This window comes from Geodermatophilus amargosae (assembly GCF_900116515.1).
GTDB lineage: Bacteria > Actinomycetota > Actinomycetes > Mycobacteriales > Geodermatophilaceae > Geodermatophilus > Geodermatophilus amargosae.
Genome location: NZ_FPBA01000002.1, coordinates 381,569 through 402,690 on the forward strand (window position 1 = coordinate 381,569; position 21,122 = coordinate 402,690).

18 protein-coding genes and 4 tRNA genes are annotated in these 21,122 nt (G+C 74.2%); 7 read left to right on the forward strand and 15 right to left on the reverse strand.

Annotation, left to right across the window (positions count from 1 at the left end):
* Positions 1-133: 133 nt before the first annotated feature.
* Positions 134-206, reverse strand: a tRNA-Trp gene (locus tag BM414_RS04505).
* A gap of 260 nt (positions 207-466) precedes the next feature.
* Between BM414_RS04505 and BM414_RS04510 the strand changes: the two genes are divergently transcribed.
* Both BM414_RS04510 and BM414_RS04515 read left to right on the forward strand, forming a co-directional pair.
* The gene (locus BM414_RS04510; RefSeq protein WP_093578213.1) at positions 467-730 is read left to right on the forward strand and encodes a hypothetical protein; all 264 of its coding nucleotides are present in this window, start codon (positions 467-469) and stop codon (positions 728-730) included.
* The gene (locus BM414_RS04515) at positions 727-1,971 is read left to right on the forward strand and encodes a pyridoxal phosphate-dependent aminotransferase (RefSeq protein ID WP_093578214.1); all 1,245 of its coding nucleotides are present in this window, start codon (positions 727-729) and stop codon (positions 1,969-1,971) included. Before BM414_RS04510 ends, BM414_RS04515 begins: the two co-directional genes overlap by 4 nt.
* A gap of 9 nt (positions 1,972-1,980) precedes the next feature.
* Here the strand turns inward: BM414_RS04515 and BM414_RS04520 are convergent, their stop codons facing one another.
* From BM414_RS04520 to BM414_RS04550, 7 genes are all read right to left on the reverse strand, one after another.
* Positions 1,981-3,438 (reverse strand): M1 family aminopeptidase, encoded by a 1,458-nt coding sequence (locus BM414_RS04520; RefSeq protein ID WP_093578215.1) that lies wholly within the window; start codon positions 3,436-3,438, stop codon positions 1,981-1,983.
* Positions 3,435-3,863, reverse strand: a complete 429-nt coding sequence (locus tag BM414_RS04525) for a MaoC family dehydratase (protein WP_093578216.1) — start codon at positions 3,861-3,863, stop codon at positions 3,435-3,437. Before BM414_RS04525 ends, BM414_RS04520 begins: the two co-directional genes overlap by 4 nt.
* Positions 3,860-4,306: an FAS1-like dehydratase domain-containing protein gene (locus tag BM414_RS04530; protein WP_093578217.1), complete on the reverse strand. Its 447-nt coding sequence runs from the start codon at positions 4,304-4,306 to the stop codon at positions 3,860-3,862. The genes BM414_RS04525 and BM414_RS04530 overlap by 4 nt, the downstream gene beginning before the upstream one ends.
* A gap of 32 nt (positions 4,307-4,338) precedes the next feature.
* A complete protein-coding gene (gene rpmG, locus BM414_RS04535) occupies positions 4,339-4,503 on the reverse strand; it encodes a 50S ribosomal protein L33 (protein WP_093578218.1) in 165 nt (54 codons plus the stop codon).
* Between the two features lie 121 nt (positions 4,504-4,624).
* Positions 4,625-4,698, reverse strand: a tRNA-Met gene (locus tag BM414_RS04540).
* A 44-nt stretch (positions 4,699-4,742) separates the two neighbouring features.
* Positions 4,743-4,815, reverse strand: a tRNA-Thr gene (locus BM414_RS04545).
* A gap of 149 nt (positions 4,816-4,964) precedes the next feature.
* Positions 4,965-7,472 (reverse strand): putative bifunctional diguanylate cyclase/phosphodiesterase, encoded by a 2,508-nt coding sequence (locus tag BM414_RS04550; protein WP_245784474.1) that lies wholly within the window; start codon positions 7,470-7,472, stop codon positions 4,965-4,967.
* A 589-nt stretch (positions 7,473-8,061) separates the two neighbouring features.
* Between BM414_RS04550 and BM414_RS04555 the strand changes: the two genes are divergently transcribed.
* A complete protein-coding gene (locus BM414_RS04555; RefSeq protein WP_245784475.1) occupies positions 8,062-8,496 on the forward strand; it encodes a pilus assembly protein TadG-related protein in 435 nt (144 codons plus the stop codon).
* Positions 8,497-8,554: 58 nt separating this feature from the next.
* Here BM414_RS04555 and BM414_RS04560 read toward each other — a convergent pair.
* A tRNA-Tyr gene (locus BM414_RS04560) sits at positions 8,555-8,636 on the reverse strand.
* A 90-nt stretch (positions 8,637-8,726) separates the two neighbouring features.
* Here BM414_RS04560 and BM414_RS04565 point away from each other — a divergent pair.
* Complete coding sequence (locus tag BM414_RS04565; RefSeq protein ID WP_093578221.1) at positions 8,727-9,218, forward strand: YajQ family cyclic di-GMP-binding protein; 492 nt, start codon at positions 8,727-8,729, stop codon at positions 9,216-9,218.
* A 34-nt stretch (positions 9,219-9,252) separates the two neighbouring features.
* Here BM414_RS04565 and htpX read toward each other — a convergent pair whose 3' ends face one another.
* The gene (gene htpX, locus BM414_RS04570; RefSeq protein WP_342716079.1) at positions 9,253-10,191 is read right to left on the reverse strand and encodes a zinc metalloprotease HtpX; all 939 of its coding nucleotides are present in this window, start codon (positions 10,189-10,191) and stop codon (positions 9,253-9,255) included.
* Positions 10,192-10,334: 143 nt separating this feature from the next.
* Here htpX and BM414_RS04575 point away from each other — a divergent pair, with 143 nt between their 5' ends.
* On the forward strand, positions 10,335-12,302 hold the full coding sequence (locus BM414_RS04575) for a 2-oxoacid:acceptor oxidoreductase subunit alpha (protein ID WP_093578223.1): 1,968 nt from the start codon (positions 10,335-10,337) through the stop codon (positions 12,300-12,302).
* Entirely contained in the window at positions 12,299-13,411 is a 1,113-nt protein-coding gene (locus BM414_RS04580) for a 2-oxoacid:ferredoxin oxidoreductase subunit beta (protein WP_093578224.1), read from the forward strand. The genes BM414_RS04575 and BM414_RS04580 overlap by 4 nt, the downstream gene beginning before the upstream one ends.
* Before the next feature lie 97 nt (positions 13,412-13,508).
* Here BM414_RS04580 and BM414_RS04585 read toward each other — a convergent pair whose 3' ends face one another.
* Positions 13,509-14,873, reverse strand: coding sequence for an aminotransferase-like domain-containing protein (locus BM414_RS04585; RefSeq protein WP_093578380.1), 1,365 nt, complete (start codon positions 14,871-14,873; stop codon positions 13,509-13,511).
* 91 nt (positions 14,874-14,964) lie between these two features.
* On the opposite strand from BM414_RS04585, the gene BM414_RS04590 reads away from it, so the two are divergent.
* Positions 14,965-15,624, forward strand: a complete 660-nt coding sequence (locus tag BM414_RS04590) for a pyridoxamine 5'-phosphate oxidase family protein (RefSeq protein ID WP_217644542.1) — start codon at positions 14,965-14,967, stop codon at positions 15,622-15,624.
* Here BM414_RS04590 and BM414_RS04595 read toward each other — a convergent pair.
* The 4 genes from BM414_RS04595 to BM414_RS04610 are packed head-to-tail and all read right to left on the reverse strand — an operon-like array spanning position 15,608 to position 21,113.
* Positions 15,608-16,849, reverse strand: coding sequence for a PQQ-dependent sugar dehydrogenase (locus BM414_RS04595; protein ID WP_093578226.1), 1,242 nt, complete (start codon positions 16,847-16,849; stop codon positions 15,608-15,610). The genes BM414_RS04590 and BM414_RS04595 overlap by 17 nt on opposite strands.
* 12 nt (positions 16,850-16,861) lie before the next feature.
* Positions 16,862-17,920: a polyprenyl synthetase family protein gene (locus BM414_RS04600; protein WP_093578227.1), complete on the reverse strand. Its 1,059-nt coding sequence runs from the start codon at positions 17,918-17,920 to the stop codon at positions 16,862-16,864.
* Entirely contained in the window at positions 17,920-19,467 is a 1,548-nt protein-coding gene (gene nuoN, locus BM414_RS04605; RefSeq protein WP_093578228.1) for an NADH-quinone oxidoreductase subunit NuoN, read from the reverse strand. The genes BM414_RS04600 and nuoN overlap by 1 nt, the downstream gene beginning before the upstream one ends.
* Positions 19,467-21,113 (reverse strand): NADH-quinone oxidoreductase subunit M, encoded by a 1,647-nt coding sequence (locus tag BM414_RS04610; RefSeq protein ID WP_093578229.1) that lies wholly within the window; start codon positions 21,111-21,113, stop codon positions 19,467-19,469. The genes nuoN and BM414_RS04610 overlap by 1 nt, the downstream gene beginning before the upstream one ends.
* Between the last annotated feature and the right edge of the window lie 9 nt (positions 21,114-21,122).

A 21,122-nucleotide genomic window follows, 5' to 3' on the forward strand; every position in this document is an offset into this window, starting at 1 on the left:
CTCGCGTCGTGGTGGTGGCCGCTGCTGTCGGGCCGTCTGGTGTCGTGCTCGCCGGTCGGCGACCGTGTCCGGGGTGCCGGGGCACGGTCGGTGCCGGGTCGTGCTGCGCGCCGGCACGGGCCGGCGGCACGGGCAGGGGTGACAGGACTTGAACCTGCAGCCTGCGGTTTTGGAGACCGCTGCTCTGCCAGTTGAGCTACACCCCTAGTGCCCGGGACCGGTGCCACGTGTGCGGTGGTCCTGAGCGCCCCGGGACGGCCGGACCCGCCGGTCCGACGCGGTTCCCGGGAGGTTCCGGGGCACGCCGGTGGCGGGGGTCGATCGCCCCAGGGATGCCAGTGTACGGGACCGCCGGACCCGTCCGTGACCACGCTCCGGACGGCGTCTCCCGCTCTCCTCCCCGGCGGGCGACGAGTCCGGCACGCAGCCGCGGTCCGACCGGTGACGACGACCCCGAGGAGGACCCGTGACCACGCCGGCCGTGCACGCCCCGTGCGTCTCGCTCGACGGCTCCGCCGCCGGTGCGGGCCGGGACGCCGAGAACCCGCTGGGGATCGGCGGCGAGCGCCTGCACGGGTGGATCGTCGCCGAGGGCCCCGAGGCCGCGCCCGAGCGGGCGGTGGCCGCGGCGGGCGGCGCCGGTCACGCACGTGGTGCCGCGCCGGCGCGGGGATGCCGTCCGGAACTGACGGGCCCGTCCGGCGCGTCCTCCGGCAGGATGGGCACATGACCGCCGTCTCCCCGTCGGAGCCCGCTGCCCCCTCCCCCGCCCAGCGCCGCGTCTCGCAGCGCATCGGGTCGATCGCCGAGTCCGCGACGCTCGCGGTCGACGCGAAGGCCAAGGCGCTCAAGGCGGCGGGCAAGCCGGTCATCGGCTTCGGCGCGGGCGAGCCGGACTTCCCGACGCCGGACTACGTCGTCGAGGCGGCCATCGCGGCCTGCAGCCGGCCCGCGATGCACCGCTACACGCCGGCCGGCGGGCTGCCCGTGCTCAAGGAGGCGATCGTCGCCAAGACCGCCCGCGACTCGGGCCTGACGGTCACCCCGGCACAGGTCCTGGTCACCAACGGCGGCAAGCAGGCCGTCTACGAGGCCTTCGCCACCATGCTCGACCCGGGCGACGAGGTCCTGGTGCCCGCTCCCTACTGGACCACCTACCCCGAGGCGATCCGGCTGGCCGGCGGCGTGCCGGTGCCCGTCGTCGCCGACGAGGACAGCGACTACCTGGTCACGGTCGAGCAGCTCGAGGCGGCCCGCACCGAGCGGACCAAGGTGCTGCTGTTCGTCTCGCCGTCGAACCCGACCGGCGCGGTGTACCCGCCCGAGCAGGTCGAGGCCATCGGCCGGTGGGCGCTGGAGGCCGGCCTGTGGGTGCTCACCGACGAGATCTACGAGCACCTGACCTACGGCGGGGCCACCGCGCCGTCGATGCCGGTGGTGGTGCCCGAGCTCGTCGACCGCTGCGTCGTCGTCAACGGGGTGGCCAAGACCTACGCGATGACCGGCTGGCGGGTCGGGTGGGTCATCGGGCCGACCGACGTCGTCAAGGCCGCGACCAACCTGCAGTCGCACGCCACCTCGAACGTCGCCAACGTCTCCCAGGCCGCCGCGGTGGCCGCGCTGACCGGCGACCTGTCGGCGGTCGACGAGATGCGCACCGCCTTCGACCGGCGCCGGAAGACGATCGTGTCGATGCTGCGCGAGATCCCCGGAGTCGCCTGCCCGGAGCCGCAGGGCGCGTTCTACGTCTACCCGTCGGTCAAGGGTCTGCTCGGTCGCCCGATCAACGGCCGGACCGCGTCCACCAGCGCCGAGCTCGCGGAGCTGCTGCTGGAGCAGGCCGAGGTCGCCGTCGTCCCCGGTGAGGCGTTCGGGACGCCGGGCTACGTGCGGATGTCCTACGCCCTCGGCGACGACGACCTGGTGGAGGGCGTCGGCCGGCTGCAGCGCCTGCTCGGCTCCGCGGGCTGAGGCCGCGGCTCAGTCGGGCAGGTCGTCCTCGTCGAGGGCACCGGCCGCCACCAGGACGTCGGTGGCGGCCGGGAGGTCGGCCAGCGCCGTCGCCAGGTCCGCCGGCGTGGCGATCGACCAGGCGTTGACCTGCACGTAGCAGCGCAGCGCCGCGTCGAACGGCGCGGGACCGGCTGCCTCGCGGGCGGCGAGCAGCGCGGCGCCGCCCTTGTCGTAGACGGTCTCGAAGTACGCGTCGGTGTCGGCGAACTCGTCCATCGCCGCACCGACGTCGCCCGGGCCCGCCAGCACCCGGTCGAGGGCCTCCTGCGAGACCTGCCCGTCGACGCGCTCGGCGTAGGTCGCGAACGCCTCGTCCAGCCACGGGTCACGGAACTGTGAGTCGCCGACCATGCCGTAGAACCACATGTGCGCGACCTCGTGCTCGAGGACGGCCCGGCTGGCGCCGGCCAGCAGGATCGAGCTCGGGTACTCGATGCCGCCCCCCGCGTCGGGCAGCAGCGGCACCGTGAGCGTGTCGTAGGGGAAGGCCCCGAACCGGTCGGCGAGCTCCGTGACGTCCTCGCTGGCCCAGTCGGCCAGCTCCCCGGGACCGGTCTCCGACCCGGGCAGCACCCCGGTGGTGATCTCGACGCCGCCGGGTGAGGTGAGGGTGGCGGTGCGGAACTCGCCGACGGCGACGCTGACGTCGCGGGCCACCGGCTCGCGGGAGGTCCAGGTGCGCCGGCCGTCGTCGGGCTCCGAGGGCTCGCCCTGCGCGCCGGTCATCAGCACGGTGAGCTCCTCGGGCGCCGAGACGGTGACCGTGGTGTCGGCGACCGGGCTGCTCGCGGTCTCGCCGAGGATGCCGACGAAGGGGTCGCGCGCCCAGCCGACGCCGGGCTCCCACGCCAGCAGGGGGAAGCCGCTGGCCCACCAGGACACGTCCTCGGCCGTGCCGAGCCGCTCGAACCCGCTGCCGCCGAGGGAGACGGTGAAGTCCAGCTCCACCTCGGTGGACTCGCCGGCCCCGAGCTCGCCGTCGAACTGCAGGACGTAGAGCCCACCCGGTCCCTCAGCGCCGGCGTCCTCGTAGCCGGCCTGGTCGACGTCATCGCCGCGGACGTCGTCGACGGTGATCCGGTTGCCCCGCTCGGCGGCGCCGGGGCCGTTGGGCACCAGCCGGAACACCATCTCGTCGGTGTCCACGTCGGGGGTGAAGACGACGGTCTCGGTGCCCGTGACGGTGCGCCCGTCGTCGGAGAGCCGGAAGTCGAGGTCGACGACGGGCCGGTCGGGGTCGGGCGCGGCACGCTCGGCCGGGCAGGCGGTGTCGTCGCTCTCCTCGCCCTCGTCGGGCGGGGCGGGCGAGGAGGGGGCGGCCGACGGGGTGTCGTCCGCGGCCAGCGTCTCGGTGAACGAGGTGCCGCAGCCGGCGAGCAGGAGCAGCGCCGCGACGGCGGCCGGGACGGTCCGCCGCCGCGTCATGCCAGTGCGACGGTGGCGCGCGCCAGGGACAGGACCTTCTCGCCGGCGCTGGTGACCGTGAGGTCCACGCGGACGCGGCCGCCGTCGAGGACGGCGCCGACCTTCCCGCGGACGGTCACCTCCGCGCCGGTGTCGTCGTCGGGGACGACGACCGGGCGGCCGAAGCGCACCTGGTACTCGACGACGGCGCCGGGGTCCCCGGCCCAGTCGGTGACCGTCCGGGCGGCCAGGCCCATCGTGAGCATCCCGTGGGCGATGACCCCGGGCAGGCCCACGGAGGTGGCCACCCGGTCGCTCCAGTGGATGGGGTTGAGGTCGCCGGAGGCGCCGGCGTAGCGGACGAGGTCCGCGCGGGTGACGCGGTGGGTCTGCTCGGGCAGCTCGGTGCCGACGGCGACGTCGGCAGACCGCAGGCGGGCGCTCATGCCGTGCCCCGGGCCACGAGCATCGAGGTCGCGGTGCAGACGGCCTCGCCGTCCTCGGTAGCGACGTGGACCCGCGTGCTGAGCAGGTCGTTGCCGGCCACGCTGCGGACCGTCTCGATCGTGGTCGTGCTCACCAGCCGGTCGCCGGCGCGGATGGGCCGGTGGTGGGTGAAGCGCTGCTCCCCGTGCACCACGCGGCTGTAGTCGAGGGCCACGTCGGGGTCGGCGAGGACCACGTCGGCCGCGCCGAGGGTGACCACGATGGCGAAGGTGGGCGGCGCGACGACGTCGGGGTGCCCGAGCGCGCGGGCGGCCTCCGGGTCGGTGTGCACCGGGTCGGCCGCGCCGACGGCGGCGGCGAACTCGGCGATCTTCGCCCGCCCGACCTCGTAGACGGCGGAGGGCGGGTAGCTGCGCCCGACCAGTCCTGCGTCCAGCGCCACTCCCGCCCTCCCTCGCTCCGTGCGGACCCGTGTCAGCGGGTCTCGCGGTGGACCGTGTGCTTGCGGTCGCGCGGGCAGTACTTCTTCATCTCGAGCCGGTCGGGGTCGTTGCGCCGGTTCTTGCGGGTGATGTAGTTCCGGCTCTTGCACTCCTGGCAGGCCAGGGTGATCTTCGGACGGACGTCGGTGGCTGCCATGGGGAGCGCTCCTAGCCTTGTGGGGACTGCTTCGTCGGGCCGGCCGCGGTGGCGGCCGGGGGCCCGTGGCGGCGGGTGCCGACACGGCGACGGACCCCGGTCGCCCGAGGTCCGTCTGGAGTAGCGGTGACCGGACTTGAACCGGTGACACAGCGATTATGAGCCGCTTGCTCTACCAGGCTGAGCTACACCGCCGGATGACCGAACGGCCCGGTCTCACGACTGGACCGGCTGGCCGGAGCCCCTTTACGGAATCGAACCGTAGACCTTCTCCTTACCATGGAGACGCTCTGCCGACTGAGCTAAAGGGGCGTGCTCGAAGAGCCGGGGAGAACTGTACCTGATGCCCTCGGCCTCCCTGCAGGGGCCTGCCGCGAGCCTGCGAGCGGTGGGGGCAGCCGAAGGACCCCGTCCCTCCCACCCCTCGCGGGCTCGGGGCGAGCCTCCGGACGGGGCCGTGCTCAGGCGCGGACGAAGAGCCGGCGGTGCTGGGCGCCCGGCGCGGCCGAGCGGACGCCGGTGCGCGCGAGCAGCCACTTCTCCAGCACGTCGTCCGCGAGCGGCCGGCTGACCAGGAAGCCCTGCAGCTTGTCGCAGCCCATCTCGGTGAGCAGCTTGCGGGTCAGCTCGTCCTCGACGCCCTCGGCCACCACGCGCAGGCCGAGGTTGTGCGCCAGCTCGATGATCGAGCGGGCGATGAACGACTCGCCCTGGCTGGTGGACATGCCCAGCACGAAGGACTTGTCGATCTTGACCTCGTCGATGGGCAGCTGGCGCAGCTGCGACAGCGACGAGTAGCCGGTGCCGAAGTCGTCCATCGACAGCCGCAGGCCCAAGGCGTGCAGGTCGGTCAGGACGTTGCTGGAGCGCACCGAGTCGTCGACGACGCTGCCCTCGGTGAGCTCGAGGATGAGCAGCTCACCCGGGACGCCGTGGCGGCGCAGCGCCCGCTGCACCCGCTCGACGAGGTCCGGCTCGGCCAGGCAGCGCGCCGAGAGGTTCACCGCCACGGACAGGGCGATGTCCTGGTCCAGCCACCGCCGGCAGCGCGCCAGCGCCAGGTCGAGCACGTGGTCGGTCAGCGGGCCGATGCGGCCGATCTGCTCGGCGAGGTGGATGAAGTCGTCCGGCGGGATCGCCCCGAAGCGCGGGTGCGCCCAGCGCACGAGGGTCTCCACCGACACGATGTCGGAGGTCCGCGCGTCGATGATCGGCTGGAAGACGACGCTGATGTGCCCGTCGGCCATCGCCTGCTCGAGCTCGGTGCCCAGCTGCAGGCGCCGCAGGCTCTGCTGGTCGAGCACCTGGTGGTAGCTGGCCACGCCGCTGCTCTCCGAGGCGGCCGCCAGCAGCGCGACGTCGGCCCGCTGCATGAGCGTGCCCGAGTCGGTGCCGTGCACTGGTGCGGCGGCCACGCCGACGGTGAGCGTGACCTCCAGGTCCAGGCCGGCGACGCGCGCCCGGGTGGAGGTGGCCTCGCGCAGCCGGCGGGCGGCGCGGTCGGTGGCGGGCAGGGACAGCCCAGGCAGCAGGACGGCGAACTGCTCGCCCTCCATGCGCGCCACGAGGGCGTCCGGCGGCGCGTGCTCGCGCAGCAGGCCCGCGGTGACCAGGAGCAGCTCGTCGGCGGCGGCGTGCCCGAGGGTGTCGACGATCTCGGTGTGGTTGTCCAGGGCCGCCAGCACCAGGCCGGCCCGGGCGCCGACGGGGTCGGCGTCGAGGAGCTGGTCGATCTCGGCGGCCAGCCGCTGCCGGTTGGGCAGCCCGGTGAGCCGGTCGTGGTCGGCGTCGTAGCGGATCTGGGTGAGCAGCTGCTGCTGGCGGATGGCCGCGTTGACGTGCGTGAGCATCGAGTCCAGCGCGGAGCGGTCGGTGCCGGTGAAGGACACGACGTCGCTGCGCCGGTCGCAGACCTCCAGGTAGCCGGGCTCGCCGGCCGCCGTCGCCACCGGGGCCCCGAGGACCTCCTCGGCACCGCGGCGGGCCAGGGCGGCGGCCTCGGCGGGCGTCGCCCGCCCCGCGGCCACCAGGACCGGCTCGGACGAGCCGGGCGTCAGCACCCGCTGGCGCAGGACGTCCTCGGGGTCGGCCGGCCCGTCGTACCAGCTGACGCCGCCGTCACCGGCCACCACCAGCCGTGGCGGCTCGTCGAGGTAGGGCGGCAGCCACAGCCCGACCTTGTCGGCGTTGAGCAGTTCCTGGACCGCCAGGACGATCTGCAGCGGCCCGTCGGCGTCCGGCCGGACCTGCTCGACCCGGCGGGCGAACTCGTAGACCTGCTGCACGGTGCGCCGCTCGCGCAGGGCCGAGGCCGACAGCCGGAAGACCGCGATCATCGCCGCGAGGATCGGCAGGATGAGCAGCCAGGCCCAGCCGTTGTCGCGGGTCAGCAGGACCGCCCCGACGCCGGCGGCCACGCTGAGCGGCCCGACGAGGAACTGCGGCACCAGGGCGCCGATCCAGAACTGCCGGTCCAGCCGGCCGTCGATCAGCGTGATGATGGCGGCGACACAGCCCGCCGAGACGATGTCGGCGACGGTGACGGCCACGACCAGGGCGGCCCAGGTCAGCGGCGAGTCGATGTCCGCCGTGGGGAAGAGCTGCAGGACCGCCACCGCCGCGGTCACCTCGAGGACGGCGAGCGCGACGTTGAAGACCGTCTTCATGGGCGCGTAACGCTGGTGGACGAGGACGACCACGACGGCGGCACCCCGGACGACGGCGGCCCACAGACCGCCGAGCTCGACCAGGGCGATGACGACGACCAGCTCGATCGGTGTCACCTGGAAGGTCTGGCGCCGCACCTCGAGGTCCAGTTGGACCGACTCGGTGATGACGAAGGCGAGGAAGAGCGCCAGGAGCCCGAACACCGAGACGGGCTGCCAGGTGGGCAGCAGGACGAGGGCTCCGAGGACCAGGGCGAGCACAGCCAGCGCACCGATCGGCAGCCACGGCCGGGGCGCCTTCACGGCAGGCTGCGCGGGAGCGGGAGCCACGGGCTCGCAGCGCTCGACGGCATGGGCCTGGGGCTCGGCCAACGTGACCCTGTCTTCTGGATGGGGCGGGCGTCGGCAGAGGCTAACAGCGCACGCCGTGTCCGTCCTCACCCTTCGGGGGCGGTCGCCGGACGCCGGCGACCGCCACCCCCGAGGCGTTCCCCGGGGTCACACGCCCCAGCGGTTGCCGCGGCCCCACCGGTTGCCGCGGCCCCACCGGTTGCCGCGGCCCCAGCGGTTGCCGGGCAGGGACTGGGTCGAGGACATGGTGGTGCTCATGACGCCTCCTCAGGCATGAATGGACAGCACTCGGATTGCGGCTGTCACCCAGGCGCGGGGGCAGAGCGTCGTTCGTGTACGGACCGCGCCCGGAACCCTCGTGCCCTCACTCGGGCGAGGCAAGCACGCAGGATCACGAGGGGGTGACGACCCGTTATGTCGTGACTCAGCGTGTCGGATGATCAGCAAGACGTCATCGGACGGGTGACATGTGAGACCCATGGGGTGGACCGGTCCTGTGGACGGCAGTCCGTGGGCTGCGTCCGTCCCTACGCTGCGCGCCGTGCGGGGTGCGGCAACGGCGGGGCGGGAGCGCGGCTCGGCGCTGCCGTTCGTCCTCGTCTGCTGGCTGGTGGCGGCGTTCATGGCCCTGGGTGCGGTCGCCGCGTCCGACGCCTTCCTGGAGCAGCAGGACCTCCAGGCGGTCTGCGACGGCGCGGCCCTGGCCGCGGCCAACCGCACCGACGAGGGGCGGGTCTACGCCGTCGGGGTGGGCGAGACCCTGCCGCTGACCGCCGAGACGGCCCGGGCCGCCGTCGCCGACCACCTCGCCGACGGCGCGACGCCTCTGGACGCGTGGACGGCGGAGACCGACGGCACGGAGGTGACGGTCCGCTGCGTGCGGTCGGTGGAGATCGCCTTCGGCTGGCTGTTCCTCGCCGGCCGACCCCTGGAGGTCGACGCGGTCGCCGGGGCGCGCGCACCGGCGCTGGGCTGAGGCCGGCGGACGCGAAGCGGCCCCCGACCTGCTGGTCGGGGGCCGCTGTGCGTGGGTGTGGCGGGTGAAGGATTCGAACCTTCGTAGGCTAAGCCGACGGATTTACAGTCCGCTCCCATTGGCCACTCGGGCAACCCGCCGTGGTGCCACGGGAGAAGGGTACAAGACGGGCCGACCGAGGCCCGACGGGTCCCGCCGCGGGTCAGCCCCGCGCGGGAGGAGGAGCAGACATGGCCGACTCGTCGTTCGACGTCGTGAGCAAGGTCGACCGCCAGGAGATCGACAACGCGCTCAACCAGGCGGGCAAGGAGCTCTCCCAGCGCTTCGACTTCCGCGGGACCAACGCGAGCATCAGCTGGGCCGGGGAGGACGGGGTCCTGCTGCAGGCCGACACCGAGGAGCGGGTCACCGCCGCCCTCGACGTCTTCAAGGACAAGCTGATCAAGCGCGGCATCTCCCTCAAGGCCCTCGACGCCGACGAGCCGCAGGCGTCGGGCAAGGCCTACAAGCTCTCGGCGCGCATCAAGCAGGGCATCGAGTCCGACGTGGCCAAGAAGATCGCGAAGATCATCCGCGACGAGGGCCCCAAGGGCGTGCAGGCGCAGATCCAGGGCGACCAGCTCCGGGTGAGCGGCAAGAAGCGCGACGACCTGCAGGCCGTCCAGCAGCTGCTGCGCGCCCAGGACCTCGACGTCGCCCTGCAGTTCGACAACTACCGCTGACCCCCGGCGGGCCCGACCGACGGCGCCGGGCCGGTCAGTCGCGGCCGGGTTCCTCCGCCATGCGTTCCAGCCGGGCGATCCGCTCGGCCATGGGCGGGTGCGTGGCGAACAGCGCCGCCAACCCGGAGGCCCGCACCGGCGCGGCGATCATGAGGTGGCTCTGGGCCACCAGCCGGTCCTCCGGGGGCAGCGGCCGCGCGTCGGCGCCCTCGGAGATCCGGCGCAGGGCGCTGGCGAGGGCCTGCGGGTCGCCGCAGAGCCGGGCGCCGTCGGCGTCGGCGTCGTACTCGCGGCCGCGGCTGACCGCCAGGTGCACCAGCCCCGCGGCCAGGGGACCGAGCAGCACGAGCATCAGCGTCCCGAGCACGCCGGCGCTGTCGCGGTCGTCGTCGGGGCGGTCGCCGAACAGCGAGGCGAACGTGGCCAGCGAGGCCACGTAGGTCACCACGCTGGCCAGGGCGCCGGCGATGCAGCTGACGAGGACGTCGCGGTTGCGCACGTGCGAGAGCTCGTGGGCCAGCACCGCCCGCAGCTCGCGGCGGTCGAGCAGCTCGAGGACGCCCTGGGTGCAGCAGAGCGCGGCGCGGCGCGGCGTGCGCCCGGTGGCGAAGGCGTTGGGCTGGTCGGTGGGGCTCACGTACAGGCGGGGCATCGGCTGGCGGGCCTGCGTGGCCAGCTCGCGGACCATCGCGTAGAGACCCGGCGCCTGGGTCTCGGTGACGGGGATGGCCCGCATCGCACGCAGGGCCAGCCGGTCGGAGCCGTACCAGGCCCAGCCGTTGACCCCGAGGGCGACGACGAGCGCGACGAGCAGCCCGCTCCGGCCGCCCACCACGGCACCCGCGGCGAGGGCGAGACCGGCCACCAGTCCGAGCAGGAGCGCGGTCCGCACCCCGTTGCCCCATCGCCGCACCCTCCGAGAACGGAACGACGGGGACCGCCGTTCCCCGGCGTCCCCTGCGATGCCGGTCACGGACGGGACCGGTCCGGAAGAGGCTCCCCCCGGAGGACGTTGTGCTCGGCAGTCCGCCCCGCGCAGGCCCCGTCCGTGGTCCGCGTCACGTGACCAGCCGCGACACCGCCCCGTAACCTGGGTGGTTGGAGGTACCACGCCCGATGACTGCTCTCGAACCGTCCACCACGCCCGGCAGCTCGGCCCCCGGTGGGCTCGTGAAGAGCGTCGTCGAGCTCGACCGCGTCGTCATCCGGCTCGCCGGTGACTCCGGCGACGGCATGCAGCTGACCGGTAACCGCTTCACCAGCGAGACCGCGTCCTTCGGCAACGACCTGTCGACGCTGCCCAACTTCCCCGCCGAGATCCGTGCACCGACGGGGACCCTGCCCGGCGTCAGCTCCTTCCAGCTGCACTTCGCCGACCACGACATCATGACGCCGGGCGACGCCCCGGACGTGCTGGTCGCGATGAACCCCGCGGCCCTCAAGGCCAACCTCGCCGACCTCCCCGGCGGCGGCCTCGTCATCGTCGACAGCGACGAGTTCACCCCGCGCAACCTGGCGAAGGTCGGCTACGCCACCAACCCGCTCGAGGACGGCTCGCTCGAGGCCTGGCAGGTCGTCAGCGTCGGGCTGACCAGCATGACGCTCGAGGCGCTCAAGGACTCCGGGCTCGGGAAGAAGGAGGCCGAGCGCAGCAAGAACATGTTCACCCTCGGCCTGCTGAGCTGGATGTACCACCGGCCCACCGAGGGCACCGTGCGCTTCCTCGAGCGGCAGTTCCGCCGCAAGCCGGAGATCGCCGCGGCCAACATCGCGGCCTTCCGCGCGGGCTACAACTACGGCGACACGACCGAGGCCTTCGCCGTCTCGTACGAGGTCAAGCCGGCCCCGATGGCCCCGGGCCGCTACCGCAACATCTCCGGCAACCAGGCCCTCGCTCTCGGGCTGGTGGCCGCGGGGCAGCGGTCGGGCCTGCCGGTCTTCCTCGGCGCCTACCCGATCACGCCGGCGTCGGACATCCTCCACGAGCTGTCCCGGCACAAGGCCTTCGGCGTCCGGACCTTCCAGGCCGAGGACGAGATCGCCGGCATCGGCGCGGCGCTGGGCGCCTCGTTCGGCGGTGCCCTGGGCGTCACGACGACGTCGGGCCCCGGCGTCTCGCTGAAGTCCGAGGCGCTCGGCCTCGCGGTGATGACCGAGCTGCCGCTGGTCGTCGTCGACGTGCAGCGCGGTGGCCCCTCCACCGGACTGCCGACGAAGACCGAGCAGTCGGACCTGCTGCAGGCGATGTTCGGCCGCAACGGCGAGGCGCCGCTCCCGGTCATCGCGCCCCGCTCCCCCGGCGACTGCTTCGACGCGGCGCTGGAGGCGGCCCGGATCGCGCTGAAGTACCGGACGCCGGTCATGCTGCTGTCCGACGGCTACCTGGCCAACGGCGCCGAGCCGTGGCCCGTCCCGGTCGCCGACGAGCTGCCCGACCTGCACGTGGAGTTCGCCACCGAGCCCAACGGCGCGGCCGCCGACGGGACACCGGAGTTCCTGCCCTACCTGCGCGACCCGGAGACGCTGGCCCGCCCGTGGGCGGTCCCGGGCACCTCGGGCATGCAGCACCGCATCGGCGGGCTGGAGAAGGCCGACAAGTCCGGGAACATCTCCTACGACCCGGCCAACCACGACCTCATGACCCGGCTGCGGCAGGCCAAGGTCGACGGCATCGCCGCCGACATCCCGGCCACCGACGTCGACGACCCCACCGGGAGCGCACGGGTCGCGGTCATCGGCTGGGGCTCCACCTACGGGCCGATCGGGGCCGCCTGCCGGCAGATCCGCAACTCCGGTCGCGAGGTCGCCCAGATCCACCTGCGGCACGTCAACCCGATGCCGGCCGACCTCGGTGAGGTCCTGGGCCGGTACGACCGGGTCGTGTGCCCCGAGATGAACATGGGGCAGCTCGCGCTGCTCCTGCGCGCGAAGTACCTCGTCGACGTCCAGAGCCACACCCAGGTGCGCGGGCTGCCCTTCCGGGCCGCCGAGCTCGCCGCGGTGGTCCAGGACGTCATCGACTCGGTGGACCCGACGACGCAGACCCCGACCGCCACCACTCCGAACTCCGGGGGCACCCAGTGACCACCACGCCGCACGCCCACGACCTCGGCATGCCGGGGACACCGATCGACGCGCGCATCCAGCAGGCGATCGCCGACTCGGTCGACAGCCAGGGCGAGAAGCAGACGGCCCTCAAGGCCAAGGACATGAAGACCGACCAGGAGGTGCGCTGGTGCCCCGGCTGCGGTGACTACGTCATCCTCAACGCCGTCCAGAGCTTCCTGCCCTCGCTCGGGATCGCCCGTGAGGACATGGTCATCGTCTCGGGCATCGGCTGCTCCTCGCGCTTCCCGTACTACATGAACACCTACGGGATGCACTCGATCCACGGCCGCGCCCCGGCCATCGCCACCGGCCTGGCCGCCTCCCGGCCGGACCTGTCGGTGTGGGTCGTGACCGGTGACGGCGACGCGCTGTCGATCGGCGGCAACCACCTGATCCACGCGCTGCGCCGCAACGTCAACATGACGATCCTGCTGTTCAACAACCGGATCTACGGGCTGACCAAGGGCCAGTACTCGCCCACCAGCGAGGTCGGCAAGGTCACCAAGTCCACGCCGATGGGCTCGCTGGACCACCCGTTCAACCCGGTGTCGCTGGCCATCGGCGCCGACGCAACCTTCGTGGGCCGGGCCATGGACTCCGACCGCAAGGGCCTCACCGAGGTTCTGCGGCAGGCCGCCGAGCACCAGGGCACCGCGCTGGTGGAGATCTACCAGAACTGCAACATCTTCAACGACGGCGCCTTCGACCTGCTCAAGGACCCGGCCACCGGCACGCAGTGGACGATCCCGCTGGTCCACGGCGAGCCGCTGGTCTTCGGCCCGGACGGCGCCTCGTGCGTGGTCCGCGGCGACTTCGGCGGGCTGCGGATCGCCGAGACCAACCAGGTCGACGCGAGCGAGATCGTCGTCCACGACGCGACCCGCGAGGACCCGTCCTACGCGTTCGCGCTGTCGCGGCTGTCGAGCCAGGACCTGCGCTACACGCCGATGGGTGTCTTCCGGTCGGTGCGCAAGCCCGCCTACGACCGGATGATGCTCGACCAGCTCGAGGAGGCCCGGACCCAGGGCGCCGGCGACCTCGACGCGCTGCTGGCCGGCAACGACACCTGGACCGTGTCGGCCTAGGTGAGGACCTTCCTGCCCCCCCACCGCTCGCGGCGGGCCCCTGCAGGAAGGCCACTGAGCGGCCCGCCTCCCCCCAGGAGGCGGGCCGCTCGGCGTCTCAGGACCCGGCGAGCAGCTCGGCCAGCACCGGCAGGGCGCGACCGAGCTCCACGCGGGACGGCGCCGCGAAGCCGAGCACCAGTCCGGCGGCCGGGTCGGCCGGCCCGGTGCCGGTGCGGTGCCGGCCGAGCCCGTCGACGGCGAGCCCGCGCCCGCTCGCGGCGGCGACCCCCGCCTCCTCGGCCGCGCGACCGCCCAGCGGCACGAACACGTGCGCCCCGGCGGGGTCCCCGGTCACCGGCACGCCTGCCCGGGCCAACTCCCCCACCACCAGCCCGCGGCGCTCCGCGAGCTCCCGGCGCAGCCGCCGCAGGTGCCGGGCCAGGTCGCCCGAGGCGGCCAGCGCCGCGAACACCCGTTGCCCCGCGCGGGCCGGCCGGGTGCCGGTCGCGGTCCGGGCGGCCACCAGGCAGGCGCGCAGCTCCGGCGGCGCCACGAGCCACCCGGTGCCCAGGGTCGGGCTGAGGACCTTGCTGCTGGTGCCCAGGTGCACGACGACGTCGGGCGCGAGCGCGGCCAGCAGCGGGAGCGGCGCGACGTCGTAGCGCAGCTCGCCGTCGTAGTCGTCCTCGAGCACCCACCAACCCTCGGCGCGGGCCCGGGCGACCAGCGCGACCCGCCGCGCCGCCGGCATCCGCCGGCCCAACGGCCACTGGTGCGCCGGCGTGCAGTAGACGGCGGCCAGCCCCTCCGTGACGGCGTCGACCACCAGGCCGTCGTCGTCGACCGGGCAGGGCACCACCTCCACCCCGGCGGCGCGCAGCGCCCCGGCCGCCCGCTGGTAGCCGGGGTCCTCGACGCCGACCCGGCTGCCCGGCGGGAGCAGGCGGGCGATCTCGCCCACCGCGGCCGACGTGCCGCCGGTGGCGAGCACCGCCGACGGCTCGACCGGTAGCCCGCGGTGGCGCAGCAGGTGACCGGTGACCGCGGCCTGGAACGCCGGGTCGGCCGCCGGCTCGGGCCGGGCGTCGGGGTGCAGGTCACCGGCCGCCCGCCAGGCCCGCCGCCAGGCGGCCCGGTCGAGCACCTCCAGGCAGGGCGAGCCGGCCCGCAGGTCGACCACCGACGCGCCCGCCGGCCGCACCGCGGGGCCGGGCACGGACGCCACGGGGCCGGCCGGGGCGGCGCCGACGACGAAGGTCCCCGCGCCCCTGCGCCCGGCGGCCCAGCCCTCGGCGACGAGCTGGTCGTAGGCGGCGGCGGTCACCGTGCGGCTGACCCGCAACGCGGCGGCGAGCTCGCGGGTGGAGGGCAGCCGGTCCCCGGGGCGCAGGACGCCGCCGGCCGCCGCGGTCCGCAGGGCATCGGCGAGCTGGACGGCCAGAGGTCGGGCGGCGGCGCGGTCGAGGACGACCGGGGGCATGTCCACGCGCGTCCCCCGTTCTGGAGTGGCCTGGTGGATCGGCAGCGTACTGGCCCTTCCGGGTGGCCAGTCGGCCCCGCAGAGTGGATCCGTGAGCACCGCACCGCCGCTGTCCCCCACCGCCCGCAGCACCGTCCGCCGGGGCGCGAAGCGCGCCCGCACCGACCGGGCCGAGCTGTACGCCGTCCTCGACGCCGGCCTGGTCGGCCACCTGGGGGTCGTCCTCGGCGACGCACCGGTCGTGCTGCCCACCGGCTACGGGCGCGACGGCGACACCCTGTACCTGCACGGGTCGACCGGCGCGGCCACGCTCCGCGCAGCGGCGGCCGGGGCGCCGGTGTGCTTCACCGTCACCCACCTCGACGGCATCGTGTACGCCCGCTCGGCCTTCCACCACTCGGTGAACTACCGCTGCGCCGTGGTGCACGGGGCCGCGCGGCTGGTCACCGACCCCGGGGAGCGGCTGCACGGCTTCGAGGTGCTGACCGAGCACCTGGCGCCCGGCTCGTGGTCGGCCACCCGGCAGCCGGACCGCAGGGAGCTGGCCGCCACGGCGCTGCTGGCCCTCGACCTCGCCGAGGCGAGCGTCAAGGTCCGCACCGGGCCGCCGGGCGACGACGAGGCCGACCTCGCGACCCCGGTGTGGGCGGGCGTCCTGCCGCTGCGCACCGTCGTCGGGACGCCCGAGTCGGACCCGCTGCTCCCCGAGGGCGTCCCCGTGCCGGAACGGGTGCTCAGCCGGCAGGTGTGACGCGCAGGAGGAGGTCGTCACCGCCGTTGTCGGTGGTCACGTACAGCGCGCCGTCGGTGCCGAGCAGCGGCGTCCGGATCCGGCCGTAGGCGTCCTCCAGTTCCGGCACGCGGAACTGCTCGACCAGTTGCCCGGCGTCGTCGAGGCGCAGTGCCAGCAGGCCGGTGTCCTTCTGCACCCCGACCAGCAGGACGCCGTGGTAGCCGCCCCAGCCGGCGCCGCTGACGAAGTCCGCGCCGCTGGTGGCGATGGTGGGGTCGCCCGAGGACCAGACCGCCGGGACGGCGCCGGGCAGGTCGAGGTCGGTCATCGGGACGCTCTCGTCGTAGCCGCCGTCGTCGCCGTCCGGGTCGTAGCCGTAGTTGCCGCTCGGCACCGACCGGTTGACCTCGTCGTCACGGTCGGTGCCCTGCTCGACGGTGAACACGTCACCGGTCCCCGGGCGGACGGCGATGCCCTGCACGTTGCGGTGCCCGTAGCTGAGCAGCAGGCGGGTGACCGGGTCGGGGTCGTCGGCGAACGGGTTGCCCGGAGCGGGGCCGCCGGTGACGGCGTCGACGCGCAGCACCTTGCCCGCCAGGGTGGCGCGGTCCTGCGGGTTGCTGCCGACGGCGTTGTCGCCGGTGCCCACGAGCAGTGCGCCGTCGGGGGCGAAGCGGACCCGGCAGCCGCCGTGGCGGCCGGTGCGCTCGTTGACCGGGATGTCCCCGACCAGCGGATCGGCCACGCGGGTGGCGCGGGTCCAGCCGTCGTCGACGGTCCAGGCGACCACCTGGATCTCCGCGCCGCCGTCCTCCTCGACGCCCTGGCAGGTGTACAGCCGCCGGTTGTCGGCGAAGGCGGGGTCGAGGGTGAGGCCCATGAGGCCGGTCTCGCCGTCGGCGAAGAGGTCGCCGAGGTCGGCGTCGAGCTCGCGGGCGGTGCCGTCGGGCAGCACCGCGGTGAGGCCCCCGCCGCGCTCGTCGACCAGCAGGGTGCCGTCCGGGGCCTGCGCGACGTCCCAGGGGTGGTCGAGCCCGTCGAGCACGGTCTCCACCCGGAGCGCGGGCAGTCCGCCCGGCGCCGCCACGCCGCCGTCCGGGACGTCGGTCGCGTTCTTCGCCTCCTGGCCGCCCGGCAGGTCGCCGGTGCCGTCCCCGGAGCAGCCGGTCAGCAGGAGGACGGCGGCCAGGACTGCGGCCCTCGTGCAGGGTCCCGCCGCGAGCTTGCGAGCGGTGGGGGGCACGGGGGTCCTTCGTCAGCTGGTGCGGGTGACCACGTAGTCGCAGAGGGCCGACAGCGCCTCGCGCACCTCGCCGGCGGGGACCGCGGACAGCGACGCGCGGGCGCGGTCGGCGTAGTCGCCGAGCACCGCGCCGGCCCGCTCGAGCGCCGCGGACTGCCGCAGCAGCGCCAGGGCCTCGGTGTGCTCGGCGTCGTCGGACAGCGGGCGGGCGACCAACTCGCGCAGCCGCGCGTCGGCGGGGTCGTCGCCGGCCAGCGCGATCAGCGCCGGCAGGGTGGCCACGCCCTCGCGCAGGTCGGTGCCGGGCGCCTTCCCGGAGGCGCCGTCCTGGCTGACGATGTCGAGCAGGTCGTCGGAGAGCTGGAAGGCGACGCCGACCTCCTCGCCGAAGCGGGTCAGTGCGGTCACCAGGTCGGGCTCGACCCCGGCGAAGCGGGCGCCGAAGCGGGCCGAGGTGGCCACCAGGGAGCCGGTCTTGTCGGCGAGCACCTCCAGGTAGTGCGCCACGCGGTCCTCCCCGTCCCGCGCGCCCACCGTCTCCCGGATCTGGCCGGTGACCAGCCGCTCGAAGGTCCGCGCCTGGATGCGCACGGCCTCGGGGCCGAGGTCGGCCAGCAGGTCGGAGGCACGGGCGAAGAGGAAGTCGCCGGTGAGGATGGCGACGCTGTTGGTCCACCGGCTGTTGGCGCTGGGCGCCCCGCGGCGGACGGCGGCCTCGTCCATGACGTCGTCGTGGTAGAGCGTGGCCAGGTGGGTGAGCTCGCACACGACGGCGGCCTGCACGACCTCGGGCGCACCTGCGTCCCCGAGCTGTGCGGCCAGCAGCGCCAGCATCGGCCGGAAGCGCTTGCCGCCGGCGGCCATGAGGTGGCCGGCGGCCTCGGAGACGAACGCGTGGTCGCTGGCCACCGCGGTGGCCAGCGCGGCCTCCACGTCGGCCAGCCCCTGCGCCAGCGAGTCGCCGAGGGCCCCGCCGGGGAGCCAGGGGCCCATGGTGGAGGCAGGGGTCGAGATGCGGTGCCAGACCTCGACCGGGGCGATCCCGTCGACGGTGGCACGGGGTCCGGTCATCAACCGACGAAGATAGCTGCCTGATCGGCGAGACCGAGCACCGCCCCGGGCACGATGCCCAGCACGAGCGTGGCCGCGGCGGTCACCGCCAGCACGACCGTGGTGGGCATCCCGGGCACGCCGACGGTGGGCCCGTCGGCGGCCGGCTCGGAGAAGTACATGAGCACGATGACCCGCAGGTAGAAGAACGCCGCCACCGCGCTGGCCAGCAGCGCGACCAGGGCCAGCGGCCAGGCGCCGTCCTCGATGGCGGCCCGGAAGACGGCGAACTTGCCGGTGAAGCCGCTGGTGAGCGGGATGCCGGCGAGCGCGAGCAGGAACAGGCTCATGACCGCCGCGGTGATCGGCGAGCGCTGCGCCAGGCCCGCCCACTGCGACAGGTGCGTCGCCTCGCCGTCGCCGCTGCGCACGAGGGTGAGGACGGCGAAGGCGCCCAGCGTGGTCAGCCCGTAGGCCAGCAGGTAGAACATGACGGCCGGCAGGCCCGACCCGGCGGGGTCGCCGCTGCCCGGGTAGCCGAGGACGCCGGTCAGCAGGAAGCCGGCGTGCGCCACCGACGAGTAGGCGAGCATCCGCTTGAGGTCGGTCTGGGTGAGCCCCAGGACGGCGCCGACGACCATCGAGACGATGGCCACGCCGTAGACCAGCGGGCGCCAGGTCCACTCCTCGGTGCCGAAGGCGACGTAGAGCAGCCGGAGGATCGCCCCGAAGGCGGCGACCTTCGTGCAGGCCGCCATGAACGCCGTCACCGGGGTGGGCGCGCCCTGGTAGACGTCGGGCGTCCAGGTGTGGAACGGCGCGACGCTGGCCTTGAACAGCAGGCCCACGATCAGCAGCGCCAGGCCGAGCACGGCCAGTGTGCCGCCGCCCTCCCCCGCCACCGACTCGCGGACGGCGGAGAGCCGGACGCTGCCGGTGGCGCCGTAGACGAGGGCCACGCCGTAGAGGAAGAACGCCGAGGCGAAGGAGCCCAGCAGGAAGTACTTGACCGCCGCCTCCTGCGACAGCAGCCGGCGCCGGCGGGCCAGGCCGCTGATCAGGTACAGCGGCAGGCTGAGCACCTCGAGCGCCACGAACATGACCAGCAGGTCGTTCGCCGTGACGAACAGCATCATCCCGCCGATGGCGAAGGTGGCCAGCGGGTAGACCTCGGTCTGCACCCGCTGCACGGTGAGCAGCTCGCGGTCGCGGACGCTGCCGGCCGGCACGGCGGCGGAGACGACGAAGGCCGACCGGGCGGGGTCGAGGTTGCGCTCGGCGAACAGCAGGATCGACAGCGCCCCGAGTGCGGCGATGGTGGCCTGCAGGAACAGCCCGGCACCGTCGACGGCGAGCGCGCCGCCCGCCGTCACCTCGCGGGTGCCGGCCAGCAGCAGCGTGGCGACCAGCCCGCCCAGGGTGCCGACCAGCGCGACGGCGACCTGCACGGGGTGCCGGCGGTCGCGCGGGCCGAAGGCCTCGACCAGCACGCCGATGCACGCGGCGCCGAAGACCAACAGCAGCGGGGCGAGCGCGGCCAGCGACAGGTCGGGGGCCTCGATCGTCATCAGTCGGTCCCCTCGGAGGTCGCGGTGGTCCCGGCCGGGTCGGCGCCGACGTCGCTCATGGTGGCGGCGACCGCCGGCTCGATCAGCCGGATCAGCGGCTGCGGGTAGACGCCCAGCGCGATCACCAGCGCCACCAGCGGGGCGACGACGGTCATCTCCCGGCGGGACAGGTCACGCAGCCGCGACGTCGCCCGGGCCGGGGCCGGGGCGGGGGCGGTGAGCGTCGCCGTCGCGGACGACGTGGCACCGTGCCCGCCGGTGGACGGTGCGGTGGCGTCCCCGGCCGGCTCGTCGGCCGCCGGGAACAGCACGCCGCGCTGCGGGCCGTGCATCGTCCGTTGGTACAGCAGCAGGACGTAGATCGCAGCCAGGATGATCCCGACGGTGGCCAGGATCGTGAACACCGGCCGGGTGGGGAACGAGCCGATCAGCACGAGGAACTCGCTGACGAAGCTGTTGGTGCCGGGCAGCGCGAGCGAGGCGAGCCCCGCGACGAGGAAGACGCCGGCCAGCTTGGGCGCGGCGCTCGCGACGCCGCCGTAGTCGCCGACCAGGCGGGAGCCGCCGCGGGCGATGAGCATCCCGACGACGAGGAACAGCAGGCCGGTGGCGATGCCGTGGTTGACCATGTACAGCACCGCGCCGGTGCCGGCCTCCGTGCTGAAGGCGAAGACGCCGAGGGCGATGAAGCCGAAGTGCGCGATCGAGGTGTAGGACACCAGCCGCTTCATGTCGCTCTGCCCCATCGCCAGCAGCGCGGCGTAGAGGATCCCGGCGACGGCGAGCACGAGGACGAACGGGGCGAACTCCCGCGAGGCGTCCGGGAACAGCGGCAGGCAGTAGCGCAGGAAGCCGAAGGTGCCGACCTTGTCGAGGACGCCGACGAGCAGCACCGAGCCGCCGATCGGGGCCTCGGCACCGGCGTCGGGGAGCCAGGTGTGCAGCGGGACCAGCGGCGCCTTGATCGCGAAGGCGACGAAGAACCCGAGGAACAGCAGCCGCTGCGCGGCCGGGTCGATGTCGAGCTGGCGCAGCGACTCGAAGGCGAACGTCCCCTCGCCGGCCGCCTCGCTGACGACGTAGAGACCGATGACCGCGGCGAGCATGACCAGGCCGCCGACCAGGCTGTAGAGGAAGAACTTGACCGCCGCGTACTGCCGGCGCGGGCCGCCGTAGCTGCCCACGATGAAGTACATCGGGACGAGCATCGCCTCGAAGAAGACGTAGAAGAGGAACACGTCGGTGGCGGCGAAGACGCCGACCATGCAGGCCTCGAGCAGCAGCAGCCAGGCGAAGAACGTCCGCATCGACCGGCGGGCCGGGGGCTGGTCCTCCCACGAGGCCAGCACGACCACCGGCACCAGCACGCCGACCAGCAGCAGCATGACCAGGGCGATGCCGTCGACGCCGAGCGCGAAGTCGACGCCGAAGCCCTCGATCCACGGCACCGACGACGTCAGCTGGAAGCGGTCGCCGTCGGGGTCGAAGGCCAGCGTGGCCAGGACCGCCAGGACGAGCACCACCAGGCTCACCCCGAGGGCGAGCTGCCGGGCCAGCGCGGTGCGCTCGCGGGGCAGGGCGGCGACGACGGCCGCGCCCACCGCGGGCACCGCCACCATCGCGACCAGGAGCAGGGAGTCGCTCACGCCGTGCTC

Excerpts from the sequence above, each read along its gene's own strand:
- BM414_RS04515 (WP_093578214.1), top strand. The coding sequence starts at position 727 with ATGACCGCCGTCTCCCCGTCGGAGCCCGCTGCCCCCTCCCCCGCCCAG.
- BM414_RS04520 (WP_093578215.1), bottom strand. The coding sequence starts at position 3,438 with ATGACGCGGCGGCGGACCGTCCCGGCCGCCGTCGCGGCGCTGCTCCTG.
- BM414_RS04525 (WP_093578216.1), bottom strand. The coding sequence starts at position 3,863 with ATGAGCGCCCGCCTGCGGTCTGCCGACGTCGCCGTCGGCACCGAGCTG.
- rpmG (WP_093578218.1), bottom strand. The coding sequence starts at position 4,503 with ATGGCAGCCACCGACGTCCGTCCGAAGATCACCCTGGCCTGCCAGGAG.
- BM414_RS04565 (WP_093578221.1), top strand. The coding sequence starts at position 8,727 with ATGGCCGACTCGTCGTTCGACGTCGTGAGCAAGGTCGACCGCCAGGAG.
- BM414_RS04575 (WP_093578223.1), top strand. The coding sequence starts at position 10,335 with ATGACTGCTCTCGAACCGTCCACCACGCCCGGCAGCTCGGCCCCCGGT.
- BM414_RS04585 (WP_093578380.1), bottom strand. The coding sequence starts at position 14,873 with ATGCCCCCGGTCGTCCTCGACCGCGCCGCCGCCCGACCTCTGGCCGTC.
- BM414_RS04600 (WP_093578227.1), bottom strand. The coding sequence starts at position 17,920 with ATGACCGGACCCCGTGCCACCGTCGACGGGATCGCCCCGGTCGAGGTC.
- nuoN (WP_093578228.1), bottom strand. The coding sequence starts at position 19,467 with ATGACGATCGAGGCCCCCGACCTGTCGCTGGCCGCGCTCGCCCCGCTG.